This is a genomic window from Dialister sp., assembly GCF_047832375.1.
Classification (GTDB): Bacteria; Bacillota; Negativicutes; order Veillonellales; family Dialisteraceae; genus Dialister.
The window spans coordinates 1490804-1507752 of record NZ_CP181256.1 but is presented as its reverse complement, the minus strand read 5'-3'; the positions used below and the strand labels follow the sequence as shown (position 1 = coordinate 1507752).

The window sequence follows — 16949 nt, the reverse complement described above, 5'->3', positions numbered from 1 at the left end:
CGGCACACCTGCCCTTCGGGCGAAGCCCGTTCCCCTTGAGCCACCTGAGCCACCTGCGCCACTTTTATAAGCGTGTGCATACATTTCATCTTTAATGATATGGCTTATTTATTTCCATCAGGAGGTATCCTATGTCAAACCAGAAAGTAAAAGTAAAGAAAGAACGGCTGGACGTGCTCCTGGTGGAGCAGGGATTTTTTGAGAGCCGGGAGAATGCGAAGCGCCACATTATGGAGGGCATCATTCTTGTGAATGATGTGCCCGTCGATAAAGCGGGGACGAAGGTGCCTGTGGATGCCAGGCTCCGCATCAAGGGCCACGTCATGCCCTATGTAGGCCGGGGCGGCTACAAGCTGGAAAAGGCTATTTCCACCTTCGGCATCGACCTCAAAGGGAAGGTGATGGCGGACATCGGCGCGTCCACCGGTGGATTCACGGACTGCGCTCTCCAGCACGGGGCGGCGAAGGTCTTTGCCATCGATGTGGGTACGAACCAGCTGGACTGGAAGCTCCGTTCCAATCCCCAGGTGGTGAATATGGAAAAGACCAATATCAAGGTGGTCACCGAGAACATGCTGGGGGAGCCGGTGGATTTCATTTCCACCGATGTGTCCTTTATTTCCGTAACAAAAATCATTCCCGCCGTCCATTCCATCCTGAAGAAGGAAGGGGACCTGGTGATTCTCATTAAGCCCCAGTTCGAAGCAGGACGGGAAAAAGTGGGCAAAGGGGGCATCGTGAAGGACCCCAAGGTCCACGAGGAAGTGATCGCCGATACCTTGGCGGCTTTTGAGGAGGAAGGGCTCCACTGCTGGGGCCTCACGTACTCACCAATCAAGGGAGGCTCGGGAAATATTGAATTCCTCGGCTGGATGCGGTATGATGAGCCGGAAACGGCCCTGAGGGAAGAGGATATCCGCCGGGTGGTGGAAGAAGCCCATGAGGGATTAAAGGGCAGCGGCCTTCGGCCGATTGAATAGTCCGCCAGCTGATCATCCATGCCTGTGAAGGGGGCATAAGGGTTGTGGGTCAAGCCGTGCTGCGCTTGCTTGACCGGGTTGTGGCTTCCACATCGCTGCGCTCGTGGAAGCGGGGGCATAAGGTACATTAGCCGCCTTCGGCGGTGAACCGGCCTTATGCCTCGGTGCGAAGCGCCTGCAACCCGGTGAATGAACGAAGCGAGATTCACCTGCCACCCTTAGCCCCATACATCCGTATGTAGAGGCCACTTATCACATTACATTGAAAGGTACATAGCATGAATTTTGGGATTTATCCGAATCTGGGAAAAGAGAATTTAAAGGAATGCCTGCAGAAGCTCTGCGGCGCCCTGGAGGCAAAGGGCATGGACTATGCTTTTCCCCTGTCCATGAAGGAGGGGCTCACGTCCCTGGGCTTTGGGAACGGGAAGTTTGAGACCATAGGGGAGCTGGGAAACAGGAATATCATTTTCTCCGTAGGCGGTGACGGCTCTTTTCTTGGGGCGGCAAGGACGTTCCGCAATTATCCGGTTCTCATGGCCGGCGTACACCTGGGGGAACTGGGATTCCTGAATTCCATCACCTGCGGCGAACTGGATGAACGGCTGGCCCTCATTTTCCGTGGGGAATTTGAGGTAGAATCGAGGCTGTTCCTGTCGGCCACTCTGGTGAGGGAGGATGGGAAAGAAGAAAACCTGCCGGACGTGCTGAATGATGTGGTGGTGGGGCACAGTGCCATTGGCCAGCTGGCGAGGATCCGCCTTTCCATTAACCACCATTTCATCCAGGAATACGCCGCCGACGGACTCATCATTTCCACGCCCACCGGTTCCACCGGCTATTCCCTTTCCTGCGGTGGTCCTGTGCTGGGGCCTTCGGCAAAGGAAATCATCGTGGTTCCGGTCTGCACCCATACGCTGCAGCGGTTTTCCATGGTATTGAAGGACAGTGACCTCGTGGAAATCACGGCGCCGGAGCGGGAGAAGTCTCTCATGATTTCTTTAGATGGTGCCTGCAGCTATGCTTTCAGTAACAAAGACCGGCTCCGTATCCGGGCTATTCACAAGCCTCTCCGGTTCATCCGTTTCAGGGACCAGGATTTCTTCGGTACCGTCACAAGGAAACTGGTGAGGAAAATTGTGGAAAATTGATGGGAAAAAGTGGCTGATGGGGGACGCCTTCGGCGAGGTGGCTCAAGGGTAACGGGCTGCGCCCGAGGGGGAGGTGCGGCGCACAAATTAAATAGCGCCGCAGAATATTGATTCAGCGGCTTTGCCGCGAAATACAAACTCGTGCCGCTATATGAATTGACGCGGCACACCACCCCCTTGGCCGCAGGCCATTACCCCTCAGCCACTTCGCCGTCAGGCGTTACCCTTCAGCCACCTTCTCTATTCACTTTTGTGCAGGAACAACTGTCAATTTACATATTTTTTATCATATCACTGTCAAGCATTTTTGAAAATGTCCCGAGAATTGTCATTTAATAGCCCCGCAATAGTGGGGCTATTTTGAGTGGTTAGGCCAGTATGTTACTAAAATATGTTACGCGATGCAAGTTCTTCTGGATCTTGTCTGGAATGATGCGGTCTTGTAAGGACGTAATGACGGAAAGATGCCTGCTTCCATGGGTGACTCATCGGTGGAATCCAGTGTTTCTGAGGCTTTGGTTTGGTATAGTCAGCATCAAGCTCAGGAGATTTCTTCTGGCGCAAAGGGATGGCTTCCAGCGCGTAGATACTGGTATCGTTAACACTGCAGTAGAGTTCGCCGTTGAAAGCCCGTATGACTAGTACTTTGGTTCCGCTGGCATAATGCACCTGATGGCCTTCTGAATCAAGCATACGATAGTACTGACGCTGGAAACGGATGCAGTGGCCTCTGTCTACCGTACGGCCTGTAAGTACAGCCAGTATCAGGTTGATCCTCTCATCTGACGGTTGCGTCACAAAAGCTGATTTGGTACTATTGGGGGGAAGTGCAAACTTCGCATTGAATTCTTTTAGGTAGGACTTGAGGAATTCATTGGCGTCTGCAATAGTCGTGATGCCTGCCTGTCTCAGCTCAATCGGCAGGCGCGACTGCAGCGTCTCATTGAGCCGCTCAACCCGGCCTTTGGCCTGTGGTACGCTGCTTGACTCAAGGTGTATCCCCAGTTGCCTGCAAGCGTAACCGAACTGCGTATAGGTATCCTCGTCGATGGACGGGGATCCTTTTTGTTTGTAAATGAACACAGTGCGTTTATCCGTGAAGATTTCCACAGGGATTCCGTAATCTTTGAGAGTCTGCCAGAGGACATGGTAATAGCCGTTCAGGGTCTCCTGGGTGTCAAAATAGCCGCCAGTCACGATGCCAGTAGCATCATCAATGAAGAGGTGGAGATGCCAGATCTTCCCGGGGACCCATTCATATGGAGTGGCATCACCCTGCAGCTGTTCCCCAAAGTAAGCATGCCGTGGACGCCGGCTGTGGGCATCTTCAGCAGCCACAAGATTGACTTGTATTTCCATCTGCTTTTTCTTGGATTTCGTGTTGCTTTTCATTGCTTCCAATTTTCTCCTGATCCGTTTTCTTTTGGCCCGTGTAGCCTTAGGAGAGAGAATAAAGGCTGCCTCAAGAATGGAGGCTACAGAGGAAACGGAGACATGGATATTCTCATGTCTGTCCAGAAGTTCGGTAAAGTGGGTAAAATTGGCGCCATAGTACTCATTCTGGTAAAGGGCCACAATTTTTTCTCTGAGTGAGGCTGGAAGTGTTGTTACGGGCTGTCTACCCCTGTTCTCGTGGACAAATGCTGCTTTACCTTCCTGACGATAGCGCAGGATTAACCGGTTCACGGTGCGGACAGTGCACCCCAGCCGGACAGCTGCTGCGAGCTTGTTGCCATCTGGATGATTAACAAGAGATTTGATTGTTTCATATTTGAACTGCTCGTCCATCGTTAATTCAACCTTTCTGATAAAAATTCCTCCCATCACTTGCGTTAAGATTGTGATGAGATTATACCATGACTGGGACATTTTCATTTGTGGTTACTTGAGACAATATCACTTGTGGTTTATACAATTTACATATTTTTTATCATATCACTTGACAATTCAGGCTGAATTGTGTATCCTATTACTTGTAACCGATGTCGGGACGTAGCTCAGTTTGGTAGAGCGCTACCTTGGGGTGGTAGAGGTCGCATGTTCGAATCATGTCGTTCCGACCACTTTTTTTATTTTCACACATTCATTTTTTTCTATTGATAAAGTGAGGTCTTTCAATTGAACAGAGTCAAATCGGTGATCCTGCTGACACTGCTCAGTGTCATTCTCATGGCCATCGGCGGCGTGGTCGGCGGCCGCAGCGGGGCGCTCACCATGCTTCTTATTTCCTTTGGCATTAACTTCTACACCTACTGGAACTGTGACAAGATGGCGCTCAATGCCTACAATGCCCAGCCTCTTTCTGAAAAGGATGTGCCGGAACTCTTCGAACTGGTCCGGGAACTGACCACGAAAGCCCACATGCCCATGCCAAGGCTCTACGTGATTCCTACGGAAGTACCGAATGCCTTTGCCACCGGGAGAAATGAAAACCACGCTGCCGTGGCAGTGACGGAGGGTATCCTTTCCATGCTTAACCGGGATGAACTGGCAGGAGTTTTAAGTCATGAGTTGTCACATATCCGCCATCGTGATACACTGATTATGACGCTGGCTGCTTCCATTGCAACAGCTATCAGCTATATCGCCAATATTGCCCAGTGGGCCGCCTTTTTCGGCGGCGCCCGTGATGAAGATGGCAACCGGTCCAATCCCATTGCCCTTCTCGTGACCATCGTAGTGGCCCCCCTGGCGGCTACCCTGATCCAGCTGGCCCTGTCCCGGTCCCGGGAATTCATGGCCGACGCTACGGGTGCTGAGATTTCCGGAAAGCCCCTGGCCCTGGCCAATGCCCTTTTGAAACTGGACGCTTATGCCCATCATCGGGTCATGGCCAATGCCACACCGGCTACGGAAGGCCTTTTCATTATCAATCCACTGGCGGGAGCCGGCGGTATGGCGAACCTGTTCTCAACGCATCCTTCCACGGAGGAGCGTGTGGAAAAGCTGCGTGAAATTGCAGCAAAAATGCATTCTTAATTAAGGAGGGTCATATTTATGGCTGACATTCAGAAAACTCTTGTACTCGTAAAACCGGACGGCGTGAAGAAACACATCTGCGGCGAAGTGATTTCCCGTTTCGAAAGAAAAGGCCTGTCCATCCATGCAATCAAAATGATCCAGGTTCCTGTTGAACTGGCTGAAGAACACTACGCTGAACATAAGGGCAAAGGCTTCTTCAAGGCTCTCATCGACTTCATCACCTCCGGTCCTGTACTGGCTATGGTTATCGAAGGCGAAAATGCAGTAGCAGCAGTTCGTCAGATCAACGGCGCTACGAACCCCCTGGAAGCCGTACCGGGATCCATCCGCGGCGACTTCGCTACCTCCATCGATGAAAACGTAGTACACGCTTCTGATGCTCCGGAAACAGCAGCAAGAGAAATTGCTCTCTGGTTCCCTGAATTGAAGAAATAAGGTGACTGTCATGGCAAAGGTATATACACGTACCGGCGATAAGGGCAAAACAAGCCTCTACACCGGTGAAAGGGTATCCAAGGGAAGTCTCCGTGTCGAAACATACGGCACCGTGGATGAAGCTGATTCCGTTCTGGGCGAAGCCCGTGCTTTTGCAGTTCATGACAATGTGAAAGAAACGATTTATAAACTTCAGAAGGAACTGTGGCTTCTCATGGCTGATGTGGCAAGCCAGGGCAAGGAACCGAACATTACGGCAGACCATGTAACAAACCTGGAACACATCATCGACAAGTACACCGAGTCCCTGACGCCCCTGGACCATTTCCTGGTTCCCGGAGACACCCAGAGCTCTTCCTTCCTCGACGTAGCCCGCACCGTGGTGCGCCGGGCTGAAAGAGACATGTGGCGTCTCGCCGAGACTGAAGACGTTCACGAAGTGGACATCCGCTACCTGAACCGGCTCTCGGACCTCTGCTTCACCCTGGCCCGCTACGAGGCTGAAGTGAAATAATTCATTTCGATCTTTTGGGAGATATTCAAGACATTGAATGTCTCCCTTTTTTATTCTATAATGATTGGGATTGCTAAAAAATAGAATTGAGATTTGAATTGAGATTTGAGGAAAGAGAATTGAGATTTGAGATTTGAGGAAAGAGAATTGAGATTTGAGGAAAGAGAATTGAGTCTCCGCGGCTGCGCCGCATCCATCCTGCGGCTTTGCCGCGGCCCTTCTCTAAGGGCCTGCATGGGTGTGGGATAGCTCACATGGAACGTTAACCCTTCTATCGAGGCAACCGTTAAAAGCGTGCCCCCTTGGAGATGGAAGTGCTTCGGCCGGGCTCTAAGGTGCTCGCTTAATGTGCAGGTTATGCTTGCTGATGAGCCCGGCTTGGGCATCCTCTGCAGGATGCCCACAGAGGACTTCCAAGTTTGGCCTGAATACAAAAGGCGCTTAGCCTGCCCATAAAAGCGCCTTCCTTATAGGCCAAACGGCGGCAGGCCAAAGGCCGGGGGATGGATCCGCCTCGGAGAGGCGGGTTCTGCGAAGCAGAGGATGCGTCTTTATAGTCGTTAACGGTTACGGCAATCCATCCTGCGGCTTTGCCGCGGCCCTTCTCCAAGGGCCTGCATGGGTATGGGTTGTCTCACATGGATTGGTAATTACATTCCAGAGACCCTATTCGTTAACCCGTGCCCCCTTAGAGAAGGGGGCATCCCAAAGGGCGGGGGATGGATCCGCCTCGGAGAAGCGGGTTCTGCGAAGCAGAGGATGCGTCTTTATAGTCGTTAACGGCTACGGCAATCCATCCTGCGGCTTTGCCGCGGCCCTTCTCTAAGGGCCTGCATGGGTGTGGGATAGCTCACATGGAACGTTAACCCTTCTATCGAGGCAACCGTTAAAAGCGTGCCCCCTTAGAGAAGGGGGCAGCCCAAAAGGCGGGGGATGGATCCGCCTCGTAGAGGCGGGACCTGGGGAGCAGGGGGGTCTCATCCTATTTCCATCAATCCATCCTGCGGCTTTGCCGCGGCCCTTCTCCAAGGGCCTGCATGGGCAGGGAATGTCTCACATGGAACGTTGACCCTTCTGTCGAGGCAACCGTTAAAAGCGTGCCCCCTTGGAGAAGGGGGGCAGCCCAAAGGGCGGGGATGGATCCGCCTCGGAGAGGCGGGTTCTGCGAAGCAGAGGATGCGTCTTTATAGTCGTTAACGGCTACGGCAATCCATTCTGCGGCTTTGCCGCGGCCCTTCTCTAAGGGCCTGCATGGGTACGGATTTTCTTACATGGAGTGATTATTTCGCTTCGGTGACTCTGCCCGCCAACCCGTGCCCCCTTAGAGAAGGGGGCAGCCCAAAGGGCTGGGATGGATCCGCCTCGGAGAGGCGGAATCTGCGAAGCAGAGGATGTGGCTGTTGGTTTATCACATTTCGCTGTATACGGCTTTGGCGTCCCTTCTCTAAGGGGTTGCATGATGGGAAATGCCTTACCTGGAGCCGATTTCTGTTTCGCTGATTTTCTGACGCAAAGCAGCTGCTTCCCGGTAAGCTGTCAGCGGATAGCGGTAAGCAAAATATAAACTTGCGCCGCCATTATTTCTGACGCGGCGCACCACCACTCCTCACTCCTCATTTTTCAGGGCTTTCGGCCCTATCCCCTCGATCTCGATCTCAGTCTCGGTCTCAGCGCCAAAGGCGCTATTCCCCTCGATCTCAATCTCAATCTCGCTCTTTTTTACCACAGGAGGTACATCATGGAATTACTGGCACCCGCCGGATCACCGATTCATTTGAGAGCGGCCCTGGACGCCGGGGCTGATGCGGTTTACCTTGGAGGCAAACTCTTCAGTGCCCGAAAGTTTGCGGGGAATTTCTCCAATGACGAACTGAAAGATGCCGTCCGGGAAGCCCATCTCCACGGGGCGGCGGTGTACGTGACCCTGAATACCCTCATCGGCGACGTGGAAATGGGGGCCCTCCGGGAATACCTTTCTTTCCTGGAGTCCCTTCCCATCGATGGTCTCCTCCTGCAGGATTTCGGTGTCGTGTCGCTCGTACGGCAGCTGGCGCCGTCCATTCCGCTCCATGCCAGCACCCAGATGACCATTTCCAACCTGGACGGCGCCCTGTTCATGAAGTCCCAGGGATTCCAGCGGGTGGTGCTGTCCAGGGAACTGTCGCTCCCGGAAATCAAAAATATTGTGGATAAGGCGGGGGTAGAAATCGAAGTCTTCGTCCATGGGGCCCTCTGTGTGTGCTACTCCGGCCAGTGCCTCATGTCCAGCTTTATCGGCGGCCGCAGCGGCAATCGGGGCGCCTGTGCCCAGCCCTGCCGCATGCCTTACCACCTGGTGGATGAGAATCATAAAGTTTGGAACCACAGGGGGGATTACATTCTTTCCCTGAAGGATATGATTGGCATCCGCCGTATTTCCGATTTCCTCAAGGCCGGCGTTGCGTCCCTGAAGGTGGAAGGCCGCATGAAGAGCCCGGAATACGTGTACAATACGGTATCCCTCTATCGGAAGGCCATCGACGCCGCTGAGGCGGGCGTGTCCATGGATACGGAACCTCTGGTTCTTTCCCTGGAAAAGGAATTCAACCGGGGCTACGCGTCCTATTATCTGGATGACCACATCGGCGGCCATATGATTACCGCCCTGGCTCCGGGAAATCACGGCGTGGACGCAGGGGAAGTGGACAGCGTACGGGGGACCTTTTTCCTGTTCCGTCCGTCCTTCCCCCTTCCGGAAGGAAAAGTGGCCGGCCTTTCCTATGACACGAAGAAAAAGACCATGGCCTTTGTTCCTGCTTCCGATGTGAAGAAACAAAGGGATGGGTCCTATAAAGTTTTCTGGAAAGAGCGGCCCGAAGAGAGGGGCCATGTGTACTGGGTCATGGAAAAGGAGGAGCGTCCCCTTTCCATGAAGGACCTGGGCCACAAGATTCCCCTCCATATCCGGTTCCGCGCGGTACCCGGAAAGCCCCTCGCCCTTACCGCAGGGGACGATGAAGACCATGAAGTCTCCCTTTCCTCGGAGTATGTGGCGGAGAAGGCAGAATCCCGGGTGACCTCGGAGGAGGATATCAGAAAGCAGCTCGCCCGCCTGGGAAATACCTGGTACACCCTGGCTTCAGCGGACATCCGAAATGAGGGCTGCATGGTGCCGAAGAGCCTCCTGAACCATATGCGCCAGGAAGCGGTAGAAAAGATGACGGCCCTTCGGGCGGAGGGGGAGGAAGCAGCCATCCCGGCCCAGGGTAAGGTCACATTCCATCCCTTCACGAAGGCCCGGCTCCCGGATGGGGGAAAGGCCCATATCATCGTCCGTACCAATACCCTCTCCCAGCTGGAAGAGGGATACAATGGCGGCGCCCGGTCCTTTATTTTCGGCGGCGAATCCTACGACCACCGGCCTCTTCGGAAGGGGGACTACGAAAAAGCCCTGTTCTTTGCCGGAGAAAAGGGATGCGCCCTTTATTTCGCCCTGCCCCGGGTGGTACGGGAAAAGAACCGGGAGAAGGAAGACCGGATCATCGAAGAACTGGCAGCCCTTGGCCCTGACGGCCTTATGGCGGAATATCCGGGTGTGCTGGAAGTGCTCAAAGAAAAGGGGATTTCCATCCCCCTTATCGCCGGCACCTCCTTCAACCTGTTCAACAGCCCCGCCATCCATGAAGTGGAGAGCTGGGGTATCAGCGGTGCCATGGTGTCCGAAGAGGCCACGCTGCCCCAGATCCGGGACATGGCGAGGGCATCCTCCATTCCCCTGTGGGCCCTCGTATACGGCCGCACGGAAATGATGGTGTCCGAATACTGCGCCATCAACGCCGCCATGGGAGAGGTGGACAAGAACCACTGTCCCGGTTACTGCATGGAGCGCCGCTATTTCCTGGAAGACGAAAAGGGACGCCGTTTCCCTGTAAGGACCGATGAATGGTGCCACATGCACATTTTAAACAGCAGCGTCCTTTCCATGCTGCCCTATATGGACCGCCTTGTGAAGAGTGGCCTCACGGGGCTCGTCATGGACCTGCGCAGCGAAGATAGAAATATAGAACCCCTGGTTCGTGAAACGATAGACATACTGGAAGGCAGAACGCCGGCGCCCTCACCGGACGAAGAACGGGACGTGACGAGGGGCCACTTCTTCAAAGGAGTCATGTAATGGAAAAAGATATACTGGAAATACTGGAATTTGATAAGATTCGGGAAAAACTGGCGGACCTTTCGCCCTCCACGCTCTCGAAGGAACGGGCCCTCCACCTGACGCCCTCCTATGTGCCGGAGGTGGTGGAAAAGAGCCTTGAAGAAACCGATGAAGCTTCGGTGCTCCTGGAAAAGGAAATCACCACGCCCCTGGGGGAGACCTACGACATCCGGCCCCTTCTGAAGAAGGCGGAAAAGGACAGCACCCTTTCGGCCAGGGAATTCCTGGACCTGGCGAACTCCCTGGACACCTACAAGAAGATGCACCACTACTTCGAAGGGGAAAAGCACCTCATGTACCCGGCACTGGAAGAGCTCTCCGCCCTCATTGTGCCCCAGGACAGCCTCATCGACCGGATTCACCGGGTCTTTGACGACCACGGGGAAGTGAAGGACAGTGCCTCTTTGAAGCTCTCCCGCATCCGGACCCAGAAGGAGACTGTGAAGTCCCGCATCCGCCGGTCCTTCCAGCACATCCTCCAGGACAAGGACATGGCCCCTTACCTGCAGGATGCCATCATCACCCAGCGGAACGGCCGCTACGTGGTGCCGGTGAAGGAAGAGTACCGGTATAAATTTTCCGGCATCGTCCATGACCGGTCCTCCACGGGGCAGACCCTGTTCATGGAACCCATGGTATCAGTGGAACTGAACAATGACCTGGCCGAAATGACGGCGGCGGAAAAGCAGGAAATCCAGGAAATCCTCCGGGACCTCACGGAAGAAGTGAAGAAGACCGTGGAAGTGACGAGGAACAACTGCCACCTGGCTACGGAACTGGAATTCATCTTCGCCCGGGCCCGGCTTGCCCTTTCCATGAAGGCCGTGAAAGCCGTCCGCTCTAAGGGGCAGGTGCTGGACCTCCGGAAAGCCAGGCACCCCCTGATTCCGGAAGACAAGGTGGTTCCGGTATCCATGACCCTGGGAAAGACATTTAACATCCTCATCATCACCGGCTCCAACGCCGGCGGCAAAACCATTGCCATCAAGACGGCGGGCCTCCTTTCCCTCATGAACCAGTCGGGCCTCTTCATTCCGGCGGCCGAGGGCTCCTCCCTTCCGGTGTACGACCATATTTATGCCATCATCGGCGATGAGCAGAGCATCCAGGACAACCTGTCCACCTTCTCCAGCTACATTACCCAGCTCGTTTCCTTCCTGCCCACGGTGGGAGAGAAGGACCTGGTGCTGCTGGACGAACTGGGATCCGGTACGGACCCCGTAGAAGGGGCGGCCCTGGCCCAGTCGGTGACGGAATACCTCCAAATGAAGGGGGCTCCTGCCATCATTACCTCCCATTTCAGCGAAATGAAGAAACTGGCCTATGAAACCCGGGGCATCCAGAATGCCTTCGTGGAATTTGATGAAAAGACACTGGCCCCCACGTACCGCCTCATCATCGGCGTAGCGGGAAACAGCAACGCCTTCAACATCTGCCGCCGCTTCGGCATGCCCGACGTCATCCTGGGCCGGGCCATCCAGCTGAAGAACGAATCGCCCCTCCATAACATGGACGAAGTCATGGAACGGCTGAACCGGCAGAGCCGGGAAATCGCCAAAGAAAAAGAGGAAACCATGAAGACCCTCACCCAGGCGGAACAGCTGAAGAACCAGCTCGAGTCCGCCCGGGATGAATTCTATCAGCGGAAAGACCGTATCCTCGAAAAAGCCCGGGAAGAAGCGGAATCCATGAAACGGGACCTCCGGGTGCAGTCGGAATCCATCATCAAAGACCTGAAAAAGAGTGCCAGCGCCCTGTCCAGGGAAAAACTGGGAGACAAGATCTCCGAAGTCCGGGGCCGGGTGAACGGCATTGCCGTGCCAGGCAAAGAAAACCGGCGGGACCCGCTGCCGAAGGAAGATATCAAGAAAGGCACCTGGGTCTACATCGACACCATCGAAAGCGAAGGATCCATCGTCAGCGTGAGCCGGAATCAGGTCACCGTCCGCTGCGGACTCATCCAGGTGAAAGTGACGCCGGACCACCTCTTCAAAGCGGTGAAACCGAAGAAAGAAACATTCAAGAACCCCTATGCCCATAAAAAGGCGCCCATGACCCGCTCTGTGACCGCCGTCCATACGGAACTCAATATCATCGGGAAAACGGTGGACGAGGCCATCCCGGAAGTGGACCGGTTCCTGAACGAATGCTTCATGGCCGGCGTCTCCCCGGTCCGCATCATCCACGGCAAAGGCACCGGCAGCCTCCGGCGGGGAGTACAGGACTACCTGCGCACCCTGAACTTCGTCACCGAATTCCACGAAGCAGACCCCGCCAACGGAGGAGCCGGCGTGACGGAAGTGTATTTCTGAAAAAGAGTTGAGAATTGAGAGCCCCGGCCCCGCGGCTTTGCCGCAATCCCGTCAGAATCCCTCTGTCTAAATGAGATCGAGGTCGAGGCCGAGATCGAGGTGATTAGCCTGCGGCGCACCCATCAGCTAACCTCTGTCGCCTACGGTGCCACCGCCGGGCCCCGAAAGGAAGGTGCCTTAGTGTGCAGTAAAGGCACCAACTTGGGCCCGGCTCGAGGGTCCTCTGTGGGCATCCTGCAGAGGATGCCCAAGCCGGGCTCTTTTGCGAGCCGTTCCTGCACACTAAGCGAGCACCTTAGAGCCCGGCCGAAGCACCCCCGCCTTCCGAGGAAGGAGACTAACGATTCGCGGTTTCACCGCACAATCTGACTCTTCCTCTTTAACGTCATCTCGAGCGGTGGCAGCATGCTAAGTGTCTCTACTGATAAGAATAGCTACAGCTACGATGAGTCGAGAGATCTCTCTCGTAAATGACTATGACGGTGTTACAACGCTATGGGGCAGGGGAAAGTGGCTGAGGGGACTAAGGTGTCTGAGGTGACTGAAGGGAAGGTGGCGGCGCACAATTCATATAGCGCCGCCTTATGATACTTGATTGCAGCGAAGCTGCTGGATCTCAACTCTCTTCACTCAACTCTCAAATCTATTCTTGAGCTACAGCTACGAGGAGTCGAGAGATCTCCCTTGTAAATGGCTACGACGGGGGTTCAAAGAAAAAGTTGAGGAAAGAGAGTTGAGAGCCCCGGTCTCGCGGCTTCGCCGCAAACCCACCAGAATCCCTCTGTCACTTCGTGACATCCTCCGGCCAGGCCACAAAAGGAAGGCGCCTTAGTGTGCAGTAAAGGCGCCAATATAGGCCTGGCTCAGCAGTCCTCTGCAGGACTGCTGCCTTTGAGAAAGGGGGACTGCCTGATAGCGGCTGGCGCCGCGAATTCAGCTTGCGGCGCACCCAATAGCTAACCTCCGTCTGCTTCGCAGCCACCTCCTTCCCAAGGAAGGAGGCTAACGATTCGCGGCGAAGCCGCAGATGGGTTCTTGATGGCTCTATCCCCCAAATCGTGCAATTGCCTCAGCACGAGGCTCCTTCCTGGGGAAGGAGCTGCCCACGGGGCTGAGGATAGCTGATGAAAACTGATGGGACCGGTCCACAGGGCCTGTCCACCTAGACCTAGGCCTGGCCACTAAATCTAATTCTCCCGCAGGGCCTGTCCAGCTCAAGGCTCAAGGCTCAAGGCTGAAGGCCCAAGGCCCCATCCGTTCACACGGCATCCAGCCGCAGGACATCCGCGGTAAAGCCGCTGAATACAAACTCTGCGCCGCCATAGTATTCTGATGCGGCGCACCACCACTCCGCACTCCTAACTCCTCACTCCTCACTGTCAGGGACTCCGGCCCTATTTCCCTCGATCTCCTATCTTTTCTACATAATTGACCGATTAAACTTGACCAAAACTCTCTTGGGCGATACACTTAGATATAGTGGATAAATATAAAATCAACAGGTGATACTATGTTTAACTTACCCAATAAATATGTAGAAGTCGATGGATTCCGGATTCCTGCGGATAAAGCGGAAGAATACAAGCGGATTCGTGACCGTATGATCAAAGAGGCGGAGAAGTTTTTCCGCACCTTCTGCGAATCTGTGAAGAGAGAAAAGCTGGTGGACCTCTTGGGGGAGGGTATTGTGGGGTACTCTTCCACCGGCGAAATGCTTGCCCGGATTTCCCTGGATCCCTTCGAACTTTCTGCCATGAACGTGGCCCTGCAGCGGAAGAAAATTAAAGAATACATCCTTGCTACCAACGGCTACGACGAAGATGACTACCAGCAGCTCCTGAAGGAATTCGCCGAAAGGAAAGCTGCCCGGAAGGCAGAAAGAAAAGCGAAAGAACAAAAATAACAAGGAAGGACGCTCACCCATGATTCAGATAGTAGTAGACAGTACGGCAGCGGTTCCGAAGAAATTTCTGGAAGACCATGCCAATGTACATGTGATTCCCCTCTTCATTTCCGTGAAAGGGGAGTACGTGCCGGAATACGAAGCCACCATTGAACAGGTCATCGACTATTCCGAAAGCACGAAGAAGGCGGTTCCTACCAGCCAGCCCAGTACCGGGGATTTCCTGAAGATGTTTGAAACCATTCCGAAGGAAGACCCCATTATCGTGATCTGCATTACTTCCGGCGTCAGCGGCACCTACAACGGCGCCGTTCTTGCCGCGCGGCAGAGCGGACGGAAGAACATTACCGTCATCAATTCCCAGGACCACCGCCATCGGTATGATGGAAATCCTGGAAGATGCACTGGATTTCATTGACCAGGGCCTTTCTTTTGAAGAAATCAGCAAAGCCCTCGAGAAATCGGCAGAGAACCTGAGAACCACCTTCACCGTGGACACGCTGGACTATCTGCGCCGGGGCGGCCGCATCGGTAAAGCCGCCGGCCTCATCGGCAGCATCCTGAAAATCAAGCCGGTCATTTTCCTGAACGACAAGAATGAAGTGGACGTACTGGCCAAAGTGCGGACGGGCAAGAAAGCCACCGCCGCCATGATTGACTACCTCCACGCCAATTCCCCGTGCAAGCGGATCGGCATCGTCCATATAGAAAACGAAGAGGGCGGGAAAGCCCTCCAGGCCCGGGTGCAGGAAGAATATCCGGACATCGAAGTCACCCTTTCCACCGGGACCCCTGTTCTGGCATCTTATCTGGGGCCTGGCCTGACGGGAATTATATTTGAAAGTGCCAAATAATGGGGGAGTAGAACATGTATAATATTATTGATGGGGTTCGCTTCAAGAACATGCTGATCGGCGCGTACCAGCTGTTCCAGAAAAAATACGAAATCATCAACCAGCTGAACGTATTCCCTGTGCCCGATGGGGATACGGGAAACAACATGCTGAATACCCTGAAATCCATGTACAGCATGGTGGCCGATGAAAAGCCGGACCAGCCCGTAGGCATCCTGGCGGAAAAGGCGGCTGCCGGTGCCATCATGGGGGCTCGGGGCAATTCCGGCGTCATCCTGTCCCAGATCATCCACGGCATCAGCCGGGGACTCCACGGCAAGAAGACCGCTTCCTGCGGACAGATGAGCAAAGCCTTCCAGTACGGCATCCTCTATGCCTACCGGGCAGTCACCAAACCGGTGGAAGGCACCATCCTTTCCGTAGCCCGGGGCATTGCCAAGGGTACAAGAGAAATCATCCGTACAGAGACCGATTTCTCCAAAATTTTAGAAGCCTCCATCCGCTGCGGCAATGAAGCCCTGGCAAAGACTCCGGAACAGCTCCAGATCCTGAAGGACGCCAACGTAGTCGATGCCGGCGGCCAGGGACTCATTTTCTTCCTCATGGGCTGCCTGAACGGCCTTACCGGCAAAGTGGAAGACGTAAAGGTGGACGTGAAACCCGTCATCAGCCGTCTGGAAGCGAAGGGCGAAACATTCTCCATCGAATATCCTTACTGCACGGAATTCATCATCAGCCCCTGCAAGATCAGGGCGAAGGAAGTCAGAAAGAAACTGTCCCCCTGGGGCGAATCCATGATCGTTGCCGAAGGGGATAACCTCGTAAAGGTCCACATCCACGCCCAGCGCCCGGGCCACGTCCTCGACATGGCTGCCGACTGGGGCACTCTCCACGATATCAAGTGCGACAACATGGTGGACCAGTTCCATAGGAACAAAGAAAAACAGCAGAAAATGGCCAAGAAACCCCTGGGCATCCTCACCGTCGTTTCCGGTGACGGCTGGACAGAACTCTTCAAAAAACTGGGAGCCGACGTGGTTTCCGGTGGCCAGTCCATGAACCCCTCGGTGCAGGAACTGAACCAGGGCATGGACAACGGGCAGTATGAAAAATACATCATCCTCCCGAACAACAAGAACATCCTCCTTGCTGCCCAACAGCTGAAGAAAATGCTGGGTGAAAAAGTCCACATCGTTCCCTCCACGAACCCCATGGAAGGCCTGGCAGCAGCCATGGCATTCTCCGAAGAGAATACCATCGAAGATAACCTCACTGCCATGACAGAACGGATGGGAGACATCACCTCCGCCATGATTACCACCGCTGTCAGGGACAGCGTGGTAGGCAAGTCGGTGATTCACAAAGACGACTTCATGGGCCTCACCAGGAACCACGAAGTGGTGGCGGAAAAAGACTTCACCACCTGCTTTGAAAAGGTGCTGGACATCATTACCACGGAAGATACGGAAATCGTCACCGTGTACTACGGCAAAGACCTCTCCGAAGAGGACTGCCGGAAAGAACTGGACAAGGCAGAAAAGAAATACCCCGATCTGACCTTCGAAATGTACGACGGCGGACAGCCCCTGTACCCCATGTTCATTTCTGCGGAATAAGCGGATA

The 16949-nt window shown here is 54.4% G+C and carries 12 protein-coding genes and 1 tRNA gene; 12 read left to right on the top strand and 1 reads right to left on the bottom strand.

Annotated elements, in window-relative coordinates:
- Positions 1–131 precede the first annotated feature (131 nt).
- Positions 132–980 (top strand): TlyA family RNA methyltransferase, encoded by an 849-nt coding sequence (locus ACFWUL_RS06025; protein ID WP_416176708.1) that lies wholly within the window; start codon positions 132–134, stop codon positions 978–980.
- 278 nt (positions 981–1258) lie between these two features.
- Positions 1259–2131: an NAD(+)/NADH kinase gene (locus tag ACFWUL_RS06020; RefSeq protein WP_416176707.1), complete on the top strand. Its 873-nt coding sequence runs from the start codon at positions 1259–1261 to the stop codon at positions 2129–2131.
- Between the two features lie 384 nt (positions 2132–2515).
- Here ACFWUL_RS06020 and ACFWUL_RS06015 read toward each other — a convergent pair whose 3' ends face one another.
- Positions 2516–4006, bottom strand: coding sequence for an ISNCY family transposase (locus ACFWUL_RS06015; RefSeq protein ID WP_416176706.1), 1491 nt, complete (start codon positions 4004–4006; stop codon positions 2516–2518).
- 111 nt (positions 4007–4117) lie between these two features.
- Here ACFWUL_RS06015 and ACFWUL_RS06010 point away from each other — a divergent pair.
- From ACFWUL_RS06010 to ACFWUL_RS05965, 10 genes are all read left to right on the top strand, one after another.
- Positions 4118–4194 (top strand) — tRNA-Pro (locus ACFWUL_RS06010).
- 55 nt (positions 4195–4249) lie between these two features.
- Positions 4250–5110, top strand: a complete 861-nt coding sequence (gene htpX / locus ACFWUL_RS06005) for a zinc metalloprotease HtpX (RefSeq protein ID WP_416176705.1) — start codon at positions 4250–4252, stop codon at positions 5108–5110.
- Between the two features lie 18 nt (positions 5111–5128).
- Positions 5129–5548 carry a nucleoside-diphosphate kinase gene (gene ndk / locus ACFWUL_RS06000; protein ID WP_296096527.1) on the top strand — a complete coding sequence of 140 codons (420 nt, stop codon included), beginning with the start codon at positions 5129–5131 and terminating at the stop codon, positions 5546–5548.
- A 10-nt stretch (positions 5549–5558) separates the two neighbouring features.
- Complete coding sequence (locus tag ACFWUL_RS05995) at positions 5559–6062, top strand: cob(I)yrinic acid a,c-diamide adenosyltransferase (protein WP_297022587.1); 504 nt, start codon at positions 5559–5561, stop codon at positions 6060–6062.
- A 1738-nt stretch (positions 6063–7800) separates the two neighbouring features.
- Positions 7801–10215: a DUF3656 domain-containing U32 family peptidase gene (locus tag ACFWUL_RS05990; RefSeq protein WP_416176704.1), complete on the top strand. Its 2415-nt coding sequence runs from the start codon at positions 7801–7803 to the stop codon at positions 10213–10215.
- Positions 10215–12569, top strand: a complete 2355-nt coding sequence (locus ACFWUL_RS05985; RefSeq protein ID WP_416176703.1) for an endonuclease MutS2 — start codon at positions 10215–10217, stop codon at positions 12567–12569. Before ACFWUL_RS05990 ends, ACFWUL_RS05985 begins: the two co-directional genes overlap by 1 nt.
- Positions 12570–14079: 1510 nt before the next feature.
- Positions 14080–14472, top strand: a complete 393-nt coding sequence (locus ACFWUL_RS05980; protein WP_297021961.1) for a hypothetical protein — start codon at positions 14080–14082, stop codon at positions 14470–14472.
- A 19-nt stretch (positions 14473–14491) separates the two neighbouring features.
- Complete coding sequence (locus ACFWUL_RS05975) at positions 14492–14890, top strand: DegV family protein (RefSeq protein WP_416176702.1); 399 nt, start codon at positions 14492–14494, stop codon at positions 14888–14890.
- The gene (locus ACFWUL_RS05970) at positions 14853–15326 is read left to right on the top strand and encodes a DegV family protein (protein WP_416176701.1); all 474 of its coding nucleotides are present in this window, start codon (positions 14853–14855) and stop codon (positions 15324–15326) included. The genes ACFWUL_RS05975 and ACFWUL_RS05970 overlap by 38 nt, the downstream gene beginning before the upstream one ends.
- A gap of 14 nt (positions 15327–15340) precedes the next feature.
- Positions 15341–16942, top strand: a complete 1602-nt coding sequence (locus ACFWUL_RS05965; RefSeq protein WP_416176700.1) for a DAK2 domain-containing protein — start codon at positions 15341–15343, stop codon at positions 16940–16942.
- The last annotated feature ends 7 nt before the right edge of the window (positions 16943–16949 follow it).